Consider the following 18,931-nt stretch of genomic DNA (forward strand, 5'->3'; position numbering starts at 1 on the left):
ATGACCAAGACCACAACCCTGACCGCATTGGTCGCCGATCTGGGCGGCACGAATACCCGTGTCGCGCTGACGGATGGCGGCATCGTTCGGACCGAAACCATCAAACGCTTTCGCAATGCCGAGCACCCCGATCTGCTGTCGGTGCTGCGGGCCTATATGGCGGATCAGACCGTGGTGCCGGATGCCGCCTGCGTGGCAATGGCCGGGCCGGTACGAGATGGCGTGGGCGAGTTGACGAACCTCAGCTGGACCGTCGACCGTGCGTCGGTGGCCGAGGCGACGGGGGCGAAAACCGTCGCGGTCCTGAACGACCTTCAGGCGCAAGGGCACGCGTTGGACCATCTGAAGCCCGACGTGTTGCAGACCATCCTGCCGGGGCAGAAAGCCGGGGATCACGCCGCACGGCTGGTGATCGGTGTCGGAACGGGGATGAACGCGGCGGCGGTCTACCGTCTGGACGAACGTACTCTGGTTCCTCCGTCCGAGGCGGGTCACGTGTCCCTGCCCGCGCAGAACAGCGACGAGTTGCGGCTCTTGGATTGGATCGCCCAAAAGCACGGCACACCGGGGTTCGAGGACGTGCTGTCGGGGCGCGGGTTTGAGCGCGTCTACGAATGGCTCAGCGATGAAGCTGGCGTGGATGCGCCGCTGGATGCGGGCGGGATCATGCAGGCGGTGAACGATGGCTCCAGCCAGATCGCCGAAGACGCAGCACGCATGTTCATCCGCATGATGGGACGTGCTGCGGGCAATTTGGCGCTGGTGCATCTGCCGTTTGGCGGCATCTACCTGATCGGCGGAGTAGCACGCCATTTTGCACCGCATCTGGAACGGTTGGGCTTCCGCGAGGCGTTCTACGACAAGGGACGGTTCTCGGAGTTCATGGAACAGTTCCCGGTGCATCTGGTCGATGACGATTACGCCGCCCTGACCGGATCGGCGGCGCATCTGATGGAGCTGATGGGTTAAGCCTTCAGCTCGCGGATCACACCTGCCGGTCCAAGGATTTTTCCAGCAATCTCAACATCGTGTGGATTGTGGTTGAACCAAAACCGTTCTGCCCCTGTGTCACGCAGGCGCACGCCCATGGGCAGGGCGATGGTATCCACCTTGGCTTGGTCGCAGATGTTTTTTACCAAACGGTCAAAAAACGCATCATCCCCCCAGCCACCGCAATAGGTGGTGGTGTCGGAACGCATTGCAACGGACATACCGCTGTCGGTCGCAAAGACGGTTTCCGCCCCACCTTCGAGATGCTCGAACCAGTTCTTAACGTGCCCCCCGCCGCCAACGGGGATCGGCATGTCGCGGCGCAGGGTTTCCAGTCGTGACACAGTCACGTCCAGCCCCGGCCATGCGGGCGGCAGCGGTACGGGGATCGTAAAGTCGCCATCGCGGGCGGCGGAGCGCGGGCCGATCAGAACCTCGGCATCACTTTCCGCAAGTGCGGTCTTCAGGTCATCCGGCATGGTCATCATTCCGGGCGCTGCGACGACGCGATACCCCGAAAAGTCGCGCTGGGTTGGCGGAAGGATGTCCACGCTCACTCCTGCCCGCCGGAACGCACGGTAGAGATCAAAGACCAGACCGAAATAGTCCATGCCCTGCCCCTGCGGCTGAACCTGCCACGCCCAGGCTGCATCATAGTCGAAGATCAGCGCAACCGGGGCTTGGGTGATCGACACGTCAGGCGCGTCGGCCAGTTCCTGTGCCACCTGCTCCGCTTCGACATAGCCCGGCGCGATCACACTGTCGGGGCGCAAGAGGCCCGCGTGCAACTGTTCCTGCGCAAAGGGCGCCTGCCGCCAGCGGAAGTAACAGACCGCCTCCGCCCCGTGGGCAAACGCTTCCCATGTCCAGAGACGGACCATGCCGGGCAATGGTGCCGGGTTGTAGGGGGCCCAGTTCACCGGGCCGGGTTGCTGTTCCATGACCCACCAGCGGCCCTTACCGACCGCGCGGTAAAGATCGTGGTGAAACGCTTGAAAGTCGGGATCGCCCTGACGGGCATAGTGTCGTTGTTCCTCGGCGGACGCGCCAACGCGGTCTTCGAGAAAGCCCAGCGGGTAGCTGTCCCATGTTGCGATCTCCAAATCCTCGCCCACCGCGAAATGGTCGAAATCGGTGATCCGCCCCATGTAATTGTGCGAAATCGGCGCGTCGGAATACTTGCGGATGATCTCCACCTGCACACGGTTGAAGCGCGCCACCTGTTCCGAGGAAAACCGTCGGAACGCCTGCACGTGGGCCGGGTTCGGTTCAGTCACGGTCAGGTTGGGGAGGTCGATCTGTTCGAAATCGTCATACTCCATCGACCAGAACACATTGCCCCACGCGTCGTTCAGCGCGTCGATGTCGCCATCATTACCCTGACCGGGATACCGCGCCCGCAGCCAGCCCTGGAACGCCTGACGGGCAGTATTCGAGTAGGACAGGATCGTGTCGTGGCAGCCGTATTCGTTGTCGGTCTGCCATGCGGCGACATGCGCATTCCGGCCATAGCGCTTGGCCACTTCAGTGACGATGCGGCGGCATTCGTCAAGGTAGCCCTCGTGGCTGAAGCAGTAGTGGCGGCGCGAGCCGAACCCGCGCGGGTTGCCCTGCGCATCCACCGCGAACATGTCCGGATGTTTGTCACAGACCCAACGCGGCGGTGTGGCCGTCGGTGTGCCGAGCACGACCTTGAGGCCCGCAGCGCCCAAGACTTGGATCGCCTCGTCCAGCCAGTCCCATCGGAAGTCGCCCTGTGCAGGTTCGATCCGGGACCACGCGAATTCGCCGATGCGGACCCAAGTCAGACCAAGAGCGGCCATACGGGCGGCGTCTTCCTCCCAGATCGCGCGCGGCCAATGTTCGGGATAGTAGCAGGTGCCAAGCGTGCGTTTCATAAGATGACTTGGTGTTCTTTCTGGCCTTTGGTGCCCGATGGGATGGCGAAGGTCTTGCCATCATTATCACCCGCAGGATCAAGCCCTTCTGCGGCGCTTGTGATGTAAAGTGTGCTCAGATCCGGACCGCCAAAGGCCGGACAACTGGCCTGCGACGCGGGCACGGCAACGGCGCGGATGAAGGCGCCATCAGGGCCATAACAGGCCACACGTGACGCGCCCCACTGTGCGACCCAGAGATTACCCTCGGCATCGACGACCGCACCGTCAGGGTTCAGTTCGGCGGCGGTCAGATCGGTGAACAGCGTCGGTTTGCCGTCCGGGTAGCCGTCGTCGTCCAGCGCCACTTTCAGGATCTTGCGCTTGCGCGTGTCGGTGTAAAACGCGTGGCGGCGGTCCGGCGCAAAGCAGATGGCGTTCGAAATGGTGATCTTGTCAAACAGCTTGGTCAGCATGCCGTCGTAATAACGATAGATCGCACCTGCCCCCGGTTCGGCATTCTTGCCCATGGTCCCGATCCAAAACCCGCCCCATGGATCGGCGCGGCCATCGTTCGACCGGGTGACCGGATTGTCGGACTCGAGTGGATGGAGATAGGTGCTTTCCCCCGTTTCGGTTTCGAACACCGAAAGCGACGTTTCGCTGGCGATCAGCAGGACACCCGTGTCGACCCAACCAGCGGCAGAGACGTGTTCGTCAAAGTCCCAGCTTTGCTCATTCATACCATCGCTGCGGTAAAGCCGTTTGCCAAGGATGTCGAACCAGTAAAGGACCTGTTCTTCGGGATGCCAAAGCGGGCCTTCACCGAGGGTGCAGACCGTGTTGCTGAAAACCTGTGTCATCAGGACATCACCGCGTCATAGGCCGCGACAATCTCTGCCGCGCGGGTTTTGATCTCGGCAACAGATGCGCCGGGTTTGTAGAGCGCGGACCCGATGCCGAACCCGTCCACACCCGCCGCGCGCCAGTCCGCGAAATTCGATGGGCCGGCACCACCCACGGCATAGGTCTCGGTGCCCGGTGGCAGAACCGCCTTGATCGCCTTCAACCCCTCTGGCCCGATCAGGGAACCGGGAAACAGTTTTAAACCGTCTGCCCCATTGCGCAGCGCGGTAAAGCATTCCGTGGGCGTCATCACGCCGGGATAGCTTTTCATACCCGCCTGTTTCGTCGCCACGATCACACGCGGATTGCAGTCGGGCGACACCACCATGCCCGCGCCGATCTGGTGCAGACGCTGCACATCGTCGGGGTTCAGCACCGTGCCTGCACCGATCAGAGCAGTCTGCCCGAAGGCGTCCACCATCTGCTTGATCGACGTGAACGGATCGGGCGAATTGAGCGGCACTTCGATGGAGGTGATCCCTGCCTCGATCAACGCTTCGGTGATCGGCGCGGCCTCAGCCGGTGCGATCCCGCGCAGGATGGCGATGATCTTGCGGGTCATTGGGTGGTCTCCTTGAGCGCTGCGTAGGCCGCTTTGAGCCCTTCCAGCGTCATGCGTTCCGCGTCTGTGCGTTCAACGGGCAGGCCTTGGGCCCCGAGAGCATCGGCATAGGCCTTGCAGAGTTTGTCATCGCCAATGAGCGCCACATGCTGGCCGAGCCAATAGGGTCGCGCAGCGGCGAGTTCCGCGCCGATCAGCAGACCGGACAGGCGCGCGCGGGCCTGATCCGCGTGAAGATCGTTCAGCAAGCCATCGGCACGTATGGAAAAAAGCCGCGCGGCAAGTTCTGCCGGGTTGGACATTCCGTTCGACACTGCATCAGCAAACGTACTTGCGTCCCAGCCGTCCCCCGCCACCGTGTGGCGCAGAACCGATTGCTGCGACAGGAGCGCGAACAACTCGCCGGTCATGAAGGTGCGGAAGCTGACAATCTCGCCCGCGCTGATATGGACCCATTTGGTGTGGGTGCCCGGCAGGCAGATCACGCCATCGAATTTCGGGTTGAGCGCAAGAAACCCTGCGATCTGCGTTTCCTCTCCGCGCATCACATCCGCCGGGTTGGTCTGTTTGACTCCGGGCAGGATGTGGACCGAAAGACGCGGGTCTCTGGTTGGTACATGGGTTGCGCGGTCGATCCCCGGCGGAGTGCACGGCGTAGCCACGTATTTCGCCTCGGCCCAGCCCTGGCGCGAACCGGCCATGCCACACACAACAACCGGGGTCTTCCCAGTGTCGAGCAGGTCCCCGGCCAGATCGAGCAGCGCAGGTTCGAACCCGTCACGGCCAAGTGTTCCCATCCCCGCATCGCTCACCCTGCGGGTCCGTACCGTGCCGCCCTGCGTCATCGCCCAGACGCGCAGGTGGGAGGTGCCCCAATCAACGGCAAGCCAGTCCGTCATGCCGCCACCGTGACCACACCGCCATCCACGGCCAGCGTCTGGCCAGTCATCATTCGGCTGGTCTTTGACGCCAGAAACAGCGTGGCATCCACCACGTCCTGCTCCACGAGATGCTCTTTAAGGCATTGCCTATCGAGATGCGCTGCAAGGGATGCCGGATCTGCCCAAAGCTCTTTCTGCTTTGGCGTCAGCACCCAGCCGGGGGCAAGCGCATTCAGACGAATGTTGTCCGGTCCGAATTCGCGCGCAAGGCTGCGGGTCATGCCGGTGATGCCTGCGTTTGCAGTTGTGTATGCCACGTAACCTGCGTTCCCCATCATGTAGCTGATGGAGCTGAAATTCACGATCGCGCCACCGCCCGCTTGCTTCATGCCGGGAATGACTGCCTGACAGGCGAAGAAATAGGCGTCGAGGTTGATGGACAGAGACCAGTCCCAGAACTCCGCATCCACGTCGAGTGTAATATGCCGTTTGTCGTTGGCTGCGTTGTTGATCAGCACGGTGATCGGACCATGCGCCTCTGCCGCCTGCGCGATGGAGGACTGAAGTGCCGCGGTGTCGGTGATGTCGCACTGAATAAAGAGCGGTGCTGTGCCGTGCTTGGCGTCCATCTCGGCCACGAAACCCGATGCATCTGATCGGCCGACAAAGGCGACCTTTGCGCCCTGCCCCAGAAACCCGTCCGTCAAGGCCGCGCCAATGCCTGAACCGCCTCCGGTGATGAAAACGGAGGCATCCTTGAGGTCGTGGAATGTCGCGTAGCTGGTCATTCAAGCGGCTTTCTTCAGTCGGGTAAATTCTGGCAGCATGTCACCATGCGCAGCCAAGAGATCGGTCACTAGGCTGCGGATCTGGCGCAGGTCCAGCTCGGCAGCGGTGTGTGGGTCCATCATGGCGGCGTGGTAGACATGTTCGATGTCTTCGTCCATCAGCGCGCGAACGACAAGCTCCTGTACGTTGATCTGTGTGCGCATCAGCGCCACCAGCTGCGGCGGGATGTCGTCGATCACCGTGGGCTGGATGCCGTTTGCGTCCACCATGCAGGGCACCTCCACCGCCGCACCCTTGGGCAGTTGCGGTGCCTGCCCCCGGTTCGGAAGGTTGCCATAGATCGTGTAAGGCTGGTTTGTGACCATCGCGTTCATGATCTCGGCGGCGAATTCATGGCTTTTCTTGAACTCGATCTGATCCGCCGTGCGGTAAGCCTTTGCCTGATCCGCCCAATCGGCCATCTGTTCGATGCAGCGTTTGGGGTATTCATCCAGCGGCACGCTGAACGTGTCGATCAGGTCTTCCCGGCCTGACTTTATGAACCAAGGCACATATTCGGCCAGATGTTCAGAGCTTTCGGTGCAGAAGTAGCCAAGATGCTCCATCACCTCGTAGCGCACCTTGTTGGCGCAACGCGACATCAGCAGCGGTGGTTTGGGCAGGCTGCCGTTGCGATAGCCCTCCCGCAGCGCGGGATAGAGCGACTTGCCCTTGTGCGTCAGGTCAAGAAAGAACGCCACATGGTTCACACCGGCCACGCGGTAGCGGATTTCGTCTTTCGGCAGATCGAGATCATGCGCCAGTTCCTGGACCGTGTTCTGTACGGAATGGCACAGCCCCACCTGCTTGACATGAGGATAGCGTTCGGCCAGCGCCCAAGTGTTGATCGCCATCGGGTTGACGTATTGCAGCAGGGTGGCGTTCGGGCACAGCTCTGCCATATCCGCCGCAACTCGCCAGAGATGCGGCACGGTGCGCAGGCCGCGCATGATGCCGCCGACACCCAGCGTGTCGCCAATGGTCTGGCGTAGCCCGTATTGCTTTGGGATATCGAAATCGATCACGGTCGACGGCTCATAGCCCCCGATCTGGAACGCGGTGACGACGAAATCCGCGCCCGCCAATGCGCGGCGCTGGTCCATCGAGGTCTCCACCTGCGCCTTTCGCCCTGATGCGGCGATCAGCTTGCGCGCCACCAGCGCGGATTCCTCGAGCCGCTGCTCATTGATGTCCATCAGCGCAAAGGTGGCCCCCTCCAGCGCCGGAAAGTGAAGAACGTCGCCTACGATGTTCTTCATGAAGATCGTCGAGCCTGCGCCGATAAAGGCGATGCGTGTCATGGTCTTTGGTCCTTATTTCACCGCGCCCAAGGTCAGGCCCGCGATAAAGTGTTTCTGCATGAGGAAGAACATCAGCACCGGCGGCAGGGCTGCCACGATGCTGCCCGCGCTCATCAGGTGATAGGCGGCGCGGTATTGTGCGTTGAAGCTGGTGATGCCAGCGGTGACGGGCTGCGCGTCCGGCCCCTGGGTCAAAACGATGGCCCAGAAATAATCGTTCCAGATGAAGGTGAAGATCAGCACGGCGAGCGCCGCCAGCGCGGGCTTCATCAGGGGCAGCACCACGTACCAGAAGATGCGCCACTCTGCGACGCCCTCGACCCGCGCCGCTTCGATCAGCGGGAACGGCAGGGCGCGGATGAAGTTGCGCATGAAGAGCGTACAGAACCCGGTCTGGAACGCGATATGGAAGAGCACGAGGCCCGTCTTGGTGTTATACAGCCCAAGGTCCAGCGTCAGGTCGCGCACCGGCACCATCAAGATCTGGAACGGTACGAAATTCCCCGCCACGAACATGAAGAACACCCAGATGTTCGACCTGAACTTGTAGACCCCAAGCGCAAACCCCGCCATCGCCGACAAGGCCACAGCCCCAATCACCGTGGGCACGGTGATCAGCACTGAATTCAGCATGTAACGCGGCATGTCAGAGTTGAAGAAGACCTGCCCGTAATTGCTGAAGAGCTCGAACGAACCGGGCATCCCCCAGTAATTGCCCTGGGTGAAATCGGATGCCGGTTTGATCGAAAACACTGCCACCGCGATCAACGGCAAAAGCCACATGATCAGCGCGATGGGCAGCATCGTCTTATAGGCGGTCTGCGCAGCGGGGCTGGCCTGTTGGATGGGACGCGGGAACATTAGACACCCCCCCCTTTATTGCAGGACGACATGAACTTCATCTTGCCAAATAAACTCCCGCCGGAGGCTCCTGTCGGTTCCCACATGCTCAATGCCCCCCCTTCTCTTCGCGGTACATCGACCAGAGGAAATAGGCGATGAAGACCAGCATGATGAGGAACAGCACCACCGCGATTGCCGCGCCATAGCCCATGCGGAAGCCGTATTCCGACAGTGCCTTTTCGAACATGTAGAAGGACAGAACGCGGGTCTGGCCGAAGGGGCCGCCATTGGTCATGATCGAAATCAGGTCAAAGGACCGCAAAGCGCCGATGATTGTCACGACAAAGGCGATGAAGGTGGCGGGCTTGAGTTGCGGGATGATGACGTACCAGAGCATCTTCCAGCCCTTGGCGCCATCCAGACGAGCTGCCTCGACCTGTTCAGGATCCACGGCGTTGAGGCCGGTGAGGTAAAGGATCATGCAATAGGCCGTTTGCGGCCATAGGCCCGCAAGGATGATGCCATAGGTCGCCCATGACGGATCGCCCAGCACGTTCACGGGGCCAAAGCCGAACCATCCGACGATGGCCGACAAAAGCCCTTCATTCGGCAGGTAGAACCACGCGAAGACGAGGCCGACGACGACTTGACTGAGGACAAATGGAAAGAAAAACAGAGACTTGTAGATGCGGATACCTGTGACCGTCTGGTTCAGGAAAAGCGCGATGAAAAGGCCCGCCGGGATCGCCAGCAGGTAGCAGACCAGCCATTTGAGGTTGTTCCAGAGCGACACCTCGAAGGCACGATCGTTCATCAGCTCCTGGTAATTGGCGAGGCCGATATACTCTGCCTGCCCCAACCCGTCCCAATCGTAAAGCGAGATCGAAAAGCTCTGGAAGATCGGGATGATGACATAGACCGCAAAGAACAGGATGGCGGGCGCAAGAAAGAGCCACGGCGTGACCGCGATTTCGTTGCGCTTGTACCAACCGCGCTTGGGCGGGTCAGTGTCCTGCAGGGTTGCGGTGGTCATGGTCGGGTCTCCTCCACACGGGCCACGCGAAAGCCGGGGCTGCGGCTTGCGGATGGGCCGGGGTGTGCCGGGCAAATGCCCGGCCTACCGGTTTGGTGTAGGCCGGGCTTGTGCCCGGCCCATTGGCTTACTTGTAGACGCGCTGGCGCACCTGCTCGAGGCGGGCCAGAATGTCATCAAGGTTGTCCGGGAACACCATGAATTCCTGGAACCCTTGCATGGCTTCGGCTGCCATTTCCGCCGGGTAGTCGCGGTCAAAGAACTGCGCCACGCCGCCCGGGCTGTTGGAGGACAACATCGCAAAGCCCTGCTCGAGGAACTTGTCGTCGTCGATCGACGCGGACGCGTTCACCGGCAGCTGACCAAGGTTCTGGCCGTTGTTGATGACGGTCTGTTCTTCCGCCGATACCACGAAGCGCAGGAATTCCCGTGCCGCTTCCTTGTTGTTGGCATTGGCCGGGATGTGGAACGTGTCGGTCGGCGCGTCTTCTGCCATGGCGACGCCTTCGGTGATCGCCGGGAACTGGTAGAAGTCGAGCTGATCATCTGTCAGACCCGCTTCGCGCAGCGGGGCCACGGCGAAGTTGCCCATGAGATAGGCGGCTGCATCACCGTTCACCATGAAGGGCAGCGCTTCCTGCCAGGAGTAGTTCTGGTGGTTGTCGACATAGGCGCCCATGTCGATCAGCTCGCGCCAGTTGGCGAAGGTCTGACGCACGCGGTCGTCGGTCCACGCCACATCGCCAGCAGCCATTTCCATATGGAAATCATAGCCATGTGTGCGCAAGTTCAGGTAGTCGAACCAGCCGCCAGCGGTCCAGAGGAACTTGGTGCCGATGGTGTAGCACTTGACGCCATTGTCCAGCAGCTTCTGGCAGTTAGACTTCATCTCGTCCCAGTTGGTTGGCTCGCTCAGACCGAACTGGTCGTAGAGGTCTTTGCGGTAGTAGATGCCCCACTGGTAGTAGGTATAGGGCACGCCCCACTGCTTGCCGTCGATTGTCATCGCACCCTTGGTGGAGGCGAGGTTGGCGGCAATCGCAGGCTCAGCCCAGAGGTCGGACACGTCTTCAAACAGACCTGCCTCGACATAGGGGCGCATGCGGTTGGCGGCATACCATGTCGCCACGTCCGGTGCGTCTGCGGTCAGGAAGTTGCGGATCTGGGTCTTGTAGGCTTCGCGGTCGATCACCGTGGTTTCGATGTTGAGATCCGGGTGCATGTCCTGGAAGCGGCCGATCATGGCTTCCATTGTCGCGCGCGGTGCCGGGTTCGATGTATCGAGAAAAATTTTCAAATCGCCGCTGAGCGAATGGCTTCCGGCAAACGCCGATGAGGCTGCAAGTGCAGCCGTCAGCGCCAGTGCTGACGCTTTCAATGTGGAACGCATGGTGTCCTCCCTTATGCTCCCAATTCTGGTGCAAGATTGGTTCCATTATTTGAAACCTTGTTTTGCATATTGAAATCATAACAGCGACTCGCCTATGGTTGTCAACAGCCGTCAGGACGCGACCTGCGGCGAGGGAGGATTTCGCGAAGATGGCGTCGGTTGAACGAAACGATGGAACCGTGGGCAAAGCCCTGTCCGTTCTGGACCAGATTGCGTCCTACGGTCGGCCCGTGCGGTTCGGTGAATTGCTGGCCGAGTCGGACATGCCGAAAGCCACGCTCTACCGATTCGTGCAGACCCTGACCAATCAGGGGATGCTGCAATACGATCCCGACCGACAAACCTACGCGCCTGGTTTGAGGCTTGTGCGTCTGGCTCATGCCGCCTGGGCGCAGTCCTCGCTGGCGCCAGTCGCCAGACAGCATGTGGATGCATTGAGCGCGGAGACTGGGGAAACCGTGCACCTTGCGCAGCTGGACCACGCGCAGGTGCTTTATGTCGACAAGCGCAACGCCCGCGATCCGGTCGAGATGTTCAGTCAGGCCGGCAAAGTCGGCCCGGCGTATTGCACGGGGGTGGGCAAGGCGATGCTGGCCTTCCTGCCAGAGCCCGAATTGCAGACCGCCCTCGCCCAGCAAAGCTGGCACCAGTTCACCTCGGCCACGCATGGTTCTGCCGCCAGCCTGCAACGCGAATTGGCAGAGATCCGCGCCGAAGGACTAAGCTTTGACCGGGAGGAACACGAGATCGGCATCGTCTGTGTCGCTGTGCCAATCCTCAATTCACAGTCTCGCCCACTCGGCGCCCTGTCCGTCACAGGCACCACCCGGCGCACCAATCTCGACACGCTGCGCAGCCTCGGGCCGCGGCTCAAGCAAGCCGCGTCCGCGATTGCCCGCGATGCGGAAAGCTGGCTGTTCCCGCGATCTGCTGCGCAGCCCACCCCCCACAACAACGGAGAGATGTCCCATGTCCGGAGTGACGCTTGACTCTGTCATCAAACGCTATGGCAACACGCAGGTCATCCACGGGATCGATCTGGACATTGAGGATGGGGAGTTCTGCGTCTTCGTCGGGCCATCGGGCTGCGGCAAGTCCACGCTGTTGCGGATGGTGGCCGGGCTTGAGGAAACCACCGAAGGCACGATCCGCATCGGTGCCCGTGATGTGACGCGGCTCGACCCATCGGACCGGGGCGTGTCGATGGTATTTCAGACCTATGCGCTGTATCCGCACATGACGGTCGAGGAGAACATGGGGTTCGGGCTCAAAATGACCGGCCATCCGTCATCTGAGATCAAGTCCAAGGTCGCCGAGGCGAGCCGCATCCTCAAGCTGGACGACTATCTCAAGCGCAAGCCCAAAGCCCTGTCCGGCGGTCAACGTCAGCGCGTGGCCATCGGTCGTGCCATCGTGCGCGGGCCTGAGGTGTTCCTTTTCGACGAGCCGCTGTCGAACCTCGACGCCGAACTGCGCGTCGAGATGCGGGTCGAGATCGCGCGGCTCCATAAGGAGATTGGTGCCACGATGATCTACGTGACCCACGATCAGGTCGAAGCGATGACGCTGGCCGACAAGATCGTCGTGCTGCGCGCTGGTCGCATCGAACAGGTGGGCGCCCCGATGGAACTCTACCGCGATCCCGACAACCGCTTTGTTGCAGGGTTCATCGGATCTCCGTCGATGAATTTCATCCGTGGGACCGTCAAGGGCGGTGAGGTCATGTCCAACGGTTTGACCTATTCGGTGCCGAAGACAGGATCAGCGCAAGACGGCCAAGAGGTCTTGATCGGTCTGCGGCCGGAGCATCTGTCGCTGAAAGCAGGATCGTCGCACCGGGTCGACCTGACGGAAAGCCTTGGCGGTGTGTCCTATGTTCACCTGATCGGACCGGATGGCGGGAAGATCATTGTCGAGGAACGTGGGGACAAGAGGTCTGCAATTGGCGATCAAGTCGATCTCGTGGTTGATCCCGACCACATGTATCTGTTCGATGCGACATCCGAACTACGGCTGCGGTAAATTCCACACAAATTTCCAAGCACAATAAAGGGTTTGCGCAGCTCGTTTTGCCTTGCGTTCAGGCTGTATCCAAAGAGATTGCTCCCAGCCCTAAAGAGATATTTTTTTGCGTCGTCTTTTCCTTATGTCCCATACGGGAATTGGAAAACAAAGGGCGATAAAAGTGTCTCAAAATATTGATAAGTCAGAAACCAAAACGGAATTCGAAGCAGCGCCCCTGCCGGCAAATGAGGCGGCGCGAAATGCAAGGGTTCTTCGGTCTGGCGTAATGGATGTTCACCAGGAAGACCGATACGGCCTTTATGTCGATCTTGCGAAACTCATCACCGACTGCCCTGTCGCGTATACGGGGTTGCTTGACGATAATCGCCAGTTCTTTCTTGCCAAGGATTTCAACGGGCTGCTCGACGCTGATGAAGTGCCGCGCCACCTGACGCTGTGCCAATACGCTCTTGGATCAACACAGCCTATGATCGTGCCAGATCTGCGGGAGCATCCAAAGCTCAAGCACAACCCATTGGTCACGGCATCTCCGAATTGGGTCTTCTGGGGCGCCTATCCTTTGGTCACACAAGATGGTCTCGTTCTGGGAACCCTGTGCACAGTCGACTACAAACCCCGCTCCATGGAGCCTTTCCAAATCGAACAGATGCAGGCTTTGGCGAACAACCTGACATTGCTTGTCACGCTACAAATGGAAGAGCGCGATGCTGTCACAGAACGCATGGCAAAACTCGCGGCGTATTTCCATCGCAATCACCCGGACCTGCGCCCAAGTGAATTGGAGAATTTCCTGAACCTGTGTTCCGGCCAACCCGTTAACCGCCAAGAGCTTGAGCGACTGGCGCAATGGGGCATCGTCGCATTGAACAACAACGCACCGGACCTGACCGCCAAGGGTCGGGAAATTCAGGCAGAGCACGGTCTGCACGCCGCAACCTTCCGTCGCCAGGCACTGGCGCAACGCACCGCAGTCGATATCGAAGACCTTTTTGCGATGATCGATTGAAACAGGACACGACATGTATACCAAGATTTATCAAATTAAGACATCCACCCTCGCCGAGGGAAAGATCGCCGCGTCCTATGTTGCCGAAGAGCTGGGCGGGAAGATTGCGCAGTTCAACATGACGGCTCTCAACGTCCTTCTGTGCAAAGAAGGCGCTCTGTACGTGACGGTCAATTTTGACGAAGCATCAGATATGAAGGTCTTTCAGACAGCACAGGTTGAATTGTTCGAAAATCTGCGCAAAAGCCTGAAGTGTCACACGATGGACTTTCAGGCGATCCCGGTCTTCCGCTACGAACGCGAGGCGACAAACGCCGTGATGGAGAATTTAGCGTCCTGACGCGCAAACGTTTCTGCGTCAGTTCAATGGCACAGAAACCTTGAACTGAACTGTCTCGATGCCCGGGTTGTCGTCGTAGATCCCCGCATTCGACCGATGGTCATAGGTCAGCGCCATCCGCCAGCCGCGCCGGTTTTCGTAACCGACCTCGATGCCGGACCGGAATGCAATCGGTCCGCCAAGGTCGAAGCCGCCATTGTCGAAATACAGTCCCGGCATGGAATGCAGTTCAGCATATGCGCCGCTGCGGCCAAAGGGGATCGTGTAGGTGGAACCAAATCCGATCCACGTCTCTCCGTTTTCGCCGATCGACAAACCGGCGGCATTCCCAAACGGCCCACGCTTATGGCCAAGATCGTAGCGAAGATACACCTCTCCCGCAGGATCGGCTCGCCGCTCCAGAACCTCGCCCCCAGAGATCGAGAACCGCGGCGTGGCGTCGGATTTCCCCAGACAGCCCGCCTGCGTCCCGCAATGGTTCATGCTCATGTCGGTCAGGCCAATGATGAAGAGCAATGCTGCAAATGTGCCGTCAGCCATTCGGGAATCCGTCCTTGCCAGAGGTTTTCTGACCCGAGGGATGGGCCAAATGCGTTCGCTTGTCCAGTTTCACCGTCGGCATTGCGGCCAAAACGCTTATGCAACGCGCACCGCCGCGCGTCGTGGGTACATCGCTCCTCTTGACGGGAACATCGCGATGGAGCGGCCCAACAGATCGCTTTCTGTCAAGCAAGCAGGAAATGCCTCGGCTCCACCGCTGTCACCTTGCACTGACCGAATTTGACGACACTGAACATTTGCACCCGATACACTGTGGGCGCAGGAACGTCGAAACGCTATATCAAGCCGTGTCTCTGGGCAAAAACCAAAGCTTGCGTCCGATTTGTGGCTCCAAGTTTTTTGCAAATCGACCGGATATGCATTTTCACCGTGGATTCAGACAAGCCCAGAATTACCATTATATCCTTGTTCGAAAGTCCTTCGGTGAGCTTTTTCAGAACATCGAATTCTTTACGCGAAAGAGAACACCGATCCATAGCCTGATCCGAAACCGTAGCCATTTGCTGTTCACTTGGAATAAATTTTTGCCCGGTATGAATCAGCTTCAGAGTAAGGATAAGCGCTTCGAGAGAAAACTGCTTGGGAATCAGGCCAGAAACGCCAATATCCAGGCAGTTTTGCGCGAACATGGGGATTGTGGATCTGCCGAAAAGCACAACTTTGGCAGGATCAAATTGTTGCACCATGTCTTGCACGTCCCGAATTTTAACGGGATTTGCCAAACTGGTTTCCAACATAACCAAGTCAAACTTCTTGTCGGCCTTGACCTCAAACGCGCGTTTGACAGTGGAAACTGACGTGGTTTCGAAGTCACCCGTTTCCTCCAGGCTCAACGAGAGCAGGTCCGAGATGAGAGCGCGATCTTCGATGATGAGAACGTTTAGTTTTTTAGTGTGGGTCATGAGCGTAATCCTGTGTCTTTTTACAGTGATCTTTGACCACCAGATGGTCGTAAACTCAGTACGCTACACCTCCTTAGGTAGTATTATGAAACCAGAGATCAACATAAACGGTCAATGGACAAAATTTAAATGAGCGAAAGTTTGCAGACCTGACCTATCGAGGTGCTTTATCAGACCCCGAAAGAGAAAATCCTTGGCCACAGCTCTAAACCGTGTCTGTCAAACGATATTTACCCAGCAGAGGTCGTACGCGTCACGCTGGTCGTTGGCTTAAACAGAACAAAAAGCACAAAAAAGACGGTATTGTCAGCGTGACGGCACTAATTCCGGCGACCAATCGACAGTATCCAAAACCCAGAAAACGCGTTGTTGTGTGGTGTCGATGCACCAGAAAATTGTTCATCCGAAAATCAAAAAGCGCATTTCTGCGTTCGCGTTGACGAGAAATCCCCGGTTACACGACGCGAAATGCATCGCATTGTAGTCCACCACCGTATCGCAGGAAAATCAGCCCGGGTGCCCCATGTCGGGCAATCGCTTCAGTCACAGCTTGACGCTCGGCAGGCCACGCATAAATGTAAATGATGTCAAACCCCAAGACATCGAACTCAATTGCCGCGTTTGCGTCATCGCCGCGGTCCAGCCGGTAATTGCCCTGCCGAAAATTGACGTTAACGTCATGCGATTTTGCCAGTTGACGCGATACCTCGATGAGGCGCGGTTCGATTTCAACACCGGTCGACGCCCATCCGCGCAGTGCCGCAAGACAACTCACAACTCCAATGCCACTGCCCCATTCGCAAAAGCGTGGTGCATCTGTCTGGATATGTGCTGCGGCGGACTGAAGAAACCGCCAGGCAATGAGACCGTTCGAGGTGACAAGGCTCGGAATGCGGTCTTCTCCCTGTAAGCCCTGCATCTCTTCCGCAAGGCTTTTGGCGTTTTGGATAAGTGTCAGTGCCTGTGCGGCAGGCGTGTCATCAGACAAGGTGATCTGCAACGGTTCAAGTCGGCGCATCAGACGTACCAAGGTTGCTTCCCGTGGCACGAAATTGCGACCGGGTGCCCTGCATTGTCAACAATGCGCGGATCGTTCTGACTATATGTTTGGGTATCGATTTAGAGAGATACATTCACTCTTTACTAGGTTTGGCGATGACCTACTCTCCCACGTCTTGAGACGCAGTACCATTGGCGCGGTGGCACTTAACGGCCGGGTTCGGAAAGGGACCGGGTGTTTTGCTCACGCTATGATCACCAAACCGAGTAAAGAGTGTGTTGTCCAAGTCATGTGCACATTGCTGGTGTAGTGCTTTTGGTCGTTGTTCCAGTTGTGGTTGGCGTTTGTGCGCTGTTCCACGGTGTGGCAACGGGCATGACTGCGTCATACCCTGCGTGCCACCAATCGTGTCCGCTTTGCGGAGGACGATTTTGTTGTTACTGGATCAAATCAAGCCTATCGGGCCATTAGTACCGGTCAGCTGAACGCATTGCTGCGCTTACACCTCCGGCCTATCGACGTGGTGGTCTACCACGGCCCTCAGGGATACCTTGTTTTGAGGGGGGCTTCCCGCTTAGATGCCTTCAGCGGTTATCCTTTCCGATCATAGCTACCCTGCACTGCGGCTGGCGCCACAACAGGTCCACCAGTGGATCGTTCACCCCGGTCCTCTCGTACTAGGGGCAACTCCTCTCAAGTATCCTACACCCACGGCAGATAGGGACCGAACTGTCTCACGACGTTCTAAACCCAGCTCACGTACCTCTTTAAACGGCGAACAGCCGTACCCTTGGGACCTGCTCCAGCCCCAGGATGAGATGAGCCGACATCGAGGTGCCAAACACTGCCGTCGATATGGACTCTTGGGCAGTATCAGCCTGTTATCCCCGGCGTACCTTTTATCCGTTGAGCGATGGCCCTCCCACTTGGGACCACCGGATCACTATGGCCGTCTTTCGACTCTGCTCGACTTGTCAGTCTTGCAGTCAGGCTGGCTTCTGCCATTGCACTCAACGAGCGATTTCCGACCGCTCTGAGCCAACCTTCGCGCGCCTCCGTTACGCTTTAGGAGGCGACCGCCCCAGTCAAACTACCCACCACGCAGGGTCCCGGATCCGGATAACGGACCGCGGTTAGACATCAAGAGTGCGAAGGGTGGTATCTCAAGGGAGGCTCCACAGAAACTGGCGTTCCTGCTTCAAAGCCTACCACCTATCCTGCACATCACAATCCTGATGCCAGTGCGAAGTTGTAGTAAAGGTGCACGGGGTCTTTCCGTCTAACCGCGGGAAGCCTGCATCTTGACAGGCAATTCAATTTCGCTGAGTCGATGTTGGAGACAGCGGGGAAGTCGTTACGCCATTCGTGCAGGTCGGAACTTACCCGACAAGGAATTTCGCTACCTTAGGACCGTTATAGTTACGGCCGCCGTTTACCTGGGCTTCAATTCAGAGCTCTCACCCCTCCTTTTAACCTTCAGGCACCGGGCAGGCGTCAGACCCTATACGTCGTCTTGCGACTTCGCAGAGCCCTGTGTTTTTAATAAACAGTCGCCACCCCCTGGTTTGTGCCCCCAGCCCCTAGTTGCCTAGGAACCGGGCCTCCTTCTCGCGAACTTACGGAGGTATTTTGCCGAGTTCCTTCAACATCGTTCTCTCAAGCGCCTTGGTATGCTCTACCAGTCCACCTGTGTCGGTTTAGGGTACGGTCTGATGATGGAGCTATTTCCAGGAACCTCTGAACGGCCCCTCCAATCCGATAAGGAGGAACAATCTTCGAGATCCGTCACTTCCATCTGGCCCACGAATATTAACGTGGTTCCCATCGCCTACGCCTTTCGGCCTCGGCTTAGGGGCCGGCTTACCCTGCTCAGATTAGCTTTAAGCAGGAACCCTTGGACTTTCGGCGAGAGTGTCTCTCACACTCTTTGTCGCTACTCATGTCATCATTCTCGCTAGTGATCTCTCCACCGGATCCCTCACAGGCCGGCTTCACAGAAAAGACTTCGTCTTTTCTGACCTCTTATTTGCACTACCGCCTTCGGCTACTTGAGTGCGAACACCCTCGTAACTTCCGTCAGTCATGCAAAAGATCAGTAAGACGTAGTCCTATGTCACACTACGCTCTGCTACCATGCACTATGTGCATCCGAAGCTTCGGCTCATGGCTTGAGCCCCGTTACATCTTCGCCGCAGGACAACTTGTTTAGACCAGTGAGCTGTTACGCTATCTTTAAAGGATGGCTGCTTCTAAGCCAACCTCCTGGTTGTTTTGGTCGTCCCACCTGCTTTCCCACTTAGCCATGAATTGGGGGCCTTAGCTGTCGGTCAGGGTTGTTTCCCTCTTCACGACGGACGTTAGCATCCGCCGTGTGTCTGCCATCTAGTACTCCCCGGTATTCGGAGTTTGGTTAGGATCAGTAAGCCTGTGGGGCCCCATTACCCATCCAGTGCTCTACCCCCGGGGGTATTCGGATGACGCTCTAC

Annotated in this window: 17 protein-coding genes and 2 rRNA genes (1 of these 19 only partly in view); 5 read left to right on the top strand and 14 right to left on the bottom strand. The window is 58.5% G+C overall.

Annotation, left to right across the window (positions count from 1 at the left end):
* The gene (locus ACMVPR_RS06345) at nt 1-969 is read left to right on the top strand and encodes a glucokinase (RefSeq protein ID WP_416882159.1); all 969 of its coding nucleotides are present in this window, start codon (nt 1-3) and stop codon (nt 967-969) included.
* Here the strand turns inward: ACMVPR_RS06345 and ACMVPR_RS06350 are convergent.
* The 9 genes from ACMVPR_RS06350 to ACMVPR_RS06390 form a co-directional block, all read right to left on the bottom strand.
* Complete coding sequence (locus tag ACMVPR_RS06350; protein ID WP_416882160.1) at nt 966-2,888, bottom strand: beta-galactosidase; 1,923 nt, start codon at nt 2,886-2,888, stop codon at nt 966-968. The genes ACMVPR_RS06345 and ACMVPR_RS06350 overlap by 4 nt on opposite strands.
* On the bottom strand, nt 2,885-3,730 hold the full coding sequence (locus ACMVPR_RS06355; RefSeq protein WP_416882161.1) for an SMP-30/gluconolactonase/LRE family protein: 846 nt from the start codon (nt 3,728-3,730) through the stop codon (nt 2,885-2,887). The genes ACMVPR_RS06350 and ACMVPR_RS06355 overlap by 4 nt, the downstream gene beginning before the upstream one ends.
* On the bottom strand, nt 3,730-4,335 hold the full coding sequence (locus ACMVPR_RS06360; protein WP_416882162.1) for a 2-dehydro-3-deoxy-6-phosphogalactonate aldolase: 606 nt from the start codon (nt 4,333-4,335) through the stop codon (nt 3,730-3,732). The genes ACMVPR_RS06355 and ACMVPR_RS06360 overlap by 1 nt, the downstream gene beginning before the upstream one ends.
* Nucleotides 4,332-5,234 carry a 2-dehydro-3-deoxygalactonokinase gene (locus ACMVPR_RS06365; RefSeq protein ID WP_416882163.1) on the bottom strand — a complete coding sequence of 301 codons (903 nt, stop codon included), beginning with the start codon at nt 5,232-5,234 and terminating at the stop codon, nt 4,332-4,334. The genes ACMVPR_RS06360 and ACMVPR_RS06365 overlap by 4 nt, the downstream gene beginning before the upstream one ends.
* Nucleotides 5,231-6,004, bottom strand: a complete 774-nt coding sequence (locus ACMVPR_RS06370) for an SDR family NAD(P)-dependent oxidoreductase (RefSeq protein WP_416882164.1) — start codon at nt 6,002-6,004, stop codon at nt 5,231-5,233. The genes ACMVPR_RS06365 and ACMVPR_RS06370 overlap by 4 nt, the downstream gene beginning before the upstream one ends.
* Nucleotides 6,005-7,345 carry an alpha-glucosidase/alpha-galactosidase gene (locus ACMVPR_RS06375; RefSeq protein WP_416882165.1) on the bottom strand — a complete coding sequence of 447 codons (1,341 nt, stop codon included), beginning with the start codon at nt 7,343-7,345 and terminating at the stop codon, nt 6,005-6,007.
* Between the two features lie 12 nt (nt 7,346-7,357).
* Nucleotides 7,358-8,206, bottom strand: coding sequence for a carbohydrate ABC transporter permease (locus ACMVPR_RS06380; RefSeq protein ID WP_300585601.1), 849 nt, complete (start codon nt 8,204-8,206; stop codon nt 7,358-7,360).
* An 88-nt stretch (nt 8,207-8,294) separates the two neighbouring features.
* Nucleotides 8,295-9,221 carry a carbohydrate ABC transporter permease gene (locus ACMVPR_RS06385; protein WP_416882166.1) on the bottom strand — a complete coding sequence of 309 codons (927 nt, stop codon included), beginning with the start codon at nt 9,219-9,221 and terminating at the stop codon, nt 8,295-8,297.
* Nucleotides 9,222-9,348: 127 nt separating this feature from the next.
* A complete protein-coding gene (locus ACMVPR_RS06390; RefSeq protein WP_416882167.1) occupies nt 9,349-10,611 on the bottom strand; it encodes an ABC transporter substrate-binding protein in 1,263 nt (420 codons plus the stop codon).
* A 149-nt stretch (nt 10,612-10,760) separates the two neighbouring features.
* Here ACMVPR_RS06390 and ACMVPR_RS06395 point away from each other — a divergent pair, with 149 nt between their 5' ends.
* The 4 genes from ACMVPR_RS06395 to ACMVPR_RS06410 all read left to right on the top strand — a co-directional run bounded on the left by ACMVPR_RS06395 (nt 10,761) and on the right by ACMVPR_RS06410 (nt 13,982).
* On the top strand, nt 10,761-11,600 hold the full coding sequence (locus tag ACMVPR_RS06395; protein WP_416882168.1) for an IclR family transcriptional regulator: 840 nt from the start codon (nt 10,761-10,763) through the stop codon (nt 11,598-11,600).
* Nucleotides 11,581-12,633 carry an ABC transporter ATP-binding protein gene (locus tag ACMVPR_RS06400; protein ID WP_416882169.1) on the top strand — a complete coding sequence of 351 codons (1,053 nt, stop codon included), beginning with the start codon at nt 11,581-11,583 and terminating at the stop codon, nt 12,631-12,633. The genes ACMVPR_RS06395 and ACMVPR_RS06400 overlap by 20 nt, the downstream gene beginning before the upstream one ends.
* Nucleotides 12,634-12,901: 268 nt before the next feature.
* On the top strand, nt 12,902-13,642 hold the full coding sequence (locus ACMVPR_RS06405; RefSeq protein WP_416882170.1) for a GAF domain-containing protein: 741 nt from the start codon (nt 12,902-12,904) through the stop codon (nt 13,640-13,642).
* 13 nt (nt 13,643-13,655) lie between these two features.
* On the top strand, nt 13,656-13,982 hold the full coding sequence (locus ACMVPR_RS06410) for a hypothetical protein (protein ID WP_416882171.1): 327 nt from the start codon (nt 13,656-13,658) through the stop codon (nt 13,980-13,982).
* An 18-nt stretch (nt 13,983-14,000) separates the two neighbouring features.
* On the opposite strand, the gene ACMVPR_RS06415 is transcribed toward ACMVPR_RS06410, so the two are convergent.
* From ACMVPR_RS06415 to ACMVPR_RS06435, 5 genes are all read right to left on the bottom strand, one after another.
* The gene (locus ACMVPR_RS06415) at nt 14,001-14,522 is read right to left on the bottom strand and encodes an acyloxyacyl hydrolase (protein WP_416882172.1); all 522 of its coding nucleotides are present in this window, start codon (nt 14,520-14,522) and stop codon (nt 14,001-14,003) included.
* A gap of 296 nt (nt 14,523-14,818) precedes the next feature.
* Complete coding sequence (locus tag ACMVPR_RS06420) at nt 14,819-15,445, bottom strand: helix-turn-helix transcriptional regulator (protein ID WP_300585585.1); 627 nt, start codon at nt 15,443-15,445, stop codon at nt 14,819-14,821.
* A gap of 454 nt (nt 15,446-15,899) precedes the next feature.
* A complete protein-coding gene (locus tag ACMVPR_RS06425; protein WP_416882173.1) occupies nt 15,900-16,463 on the bottom strand; it encodes a class I SAM-dependent methyltransferase in 564 nt (187 codons plus the stop codon).
* Between the two features lie 129 nt (nt 16,464-16,592).
* A 5S ribosomal RNA gene (gene rrf / locus ACMVPR_RS06430) occupies nt 16,593-16,707 on the bottom strand.
* Nucleotides 16,708-16,891: 184 nt separating this feature from the next.
* Nucleotides 16,892-18,931 (bottom strand): 23S ribosomal RNA (locus ACMVPR_RS06435); it runs 855 nt beyond the window's last position.

Source organism: Marivita sp., from assembly GCF_048006345.1.
GTDB lineage: Bacteria > Pseudomonadota > Alphaproteobacteria > Rhodobacterales > Rhodobacteraceae > Marivita.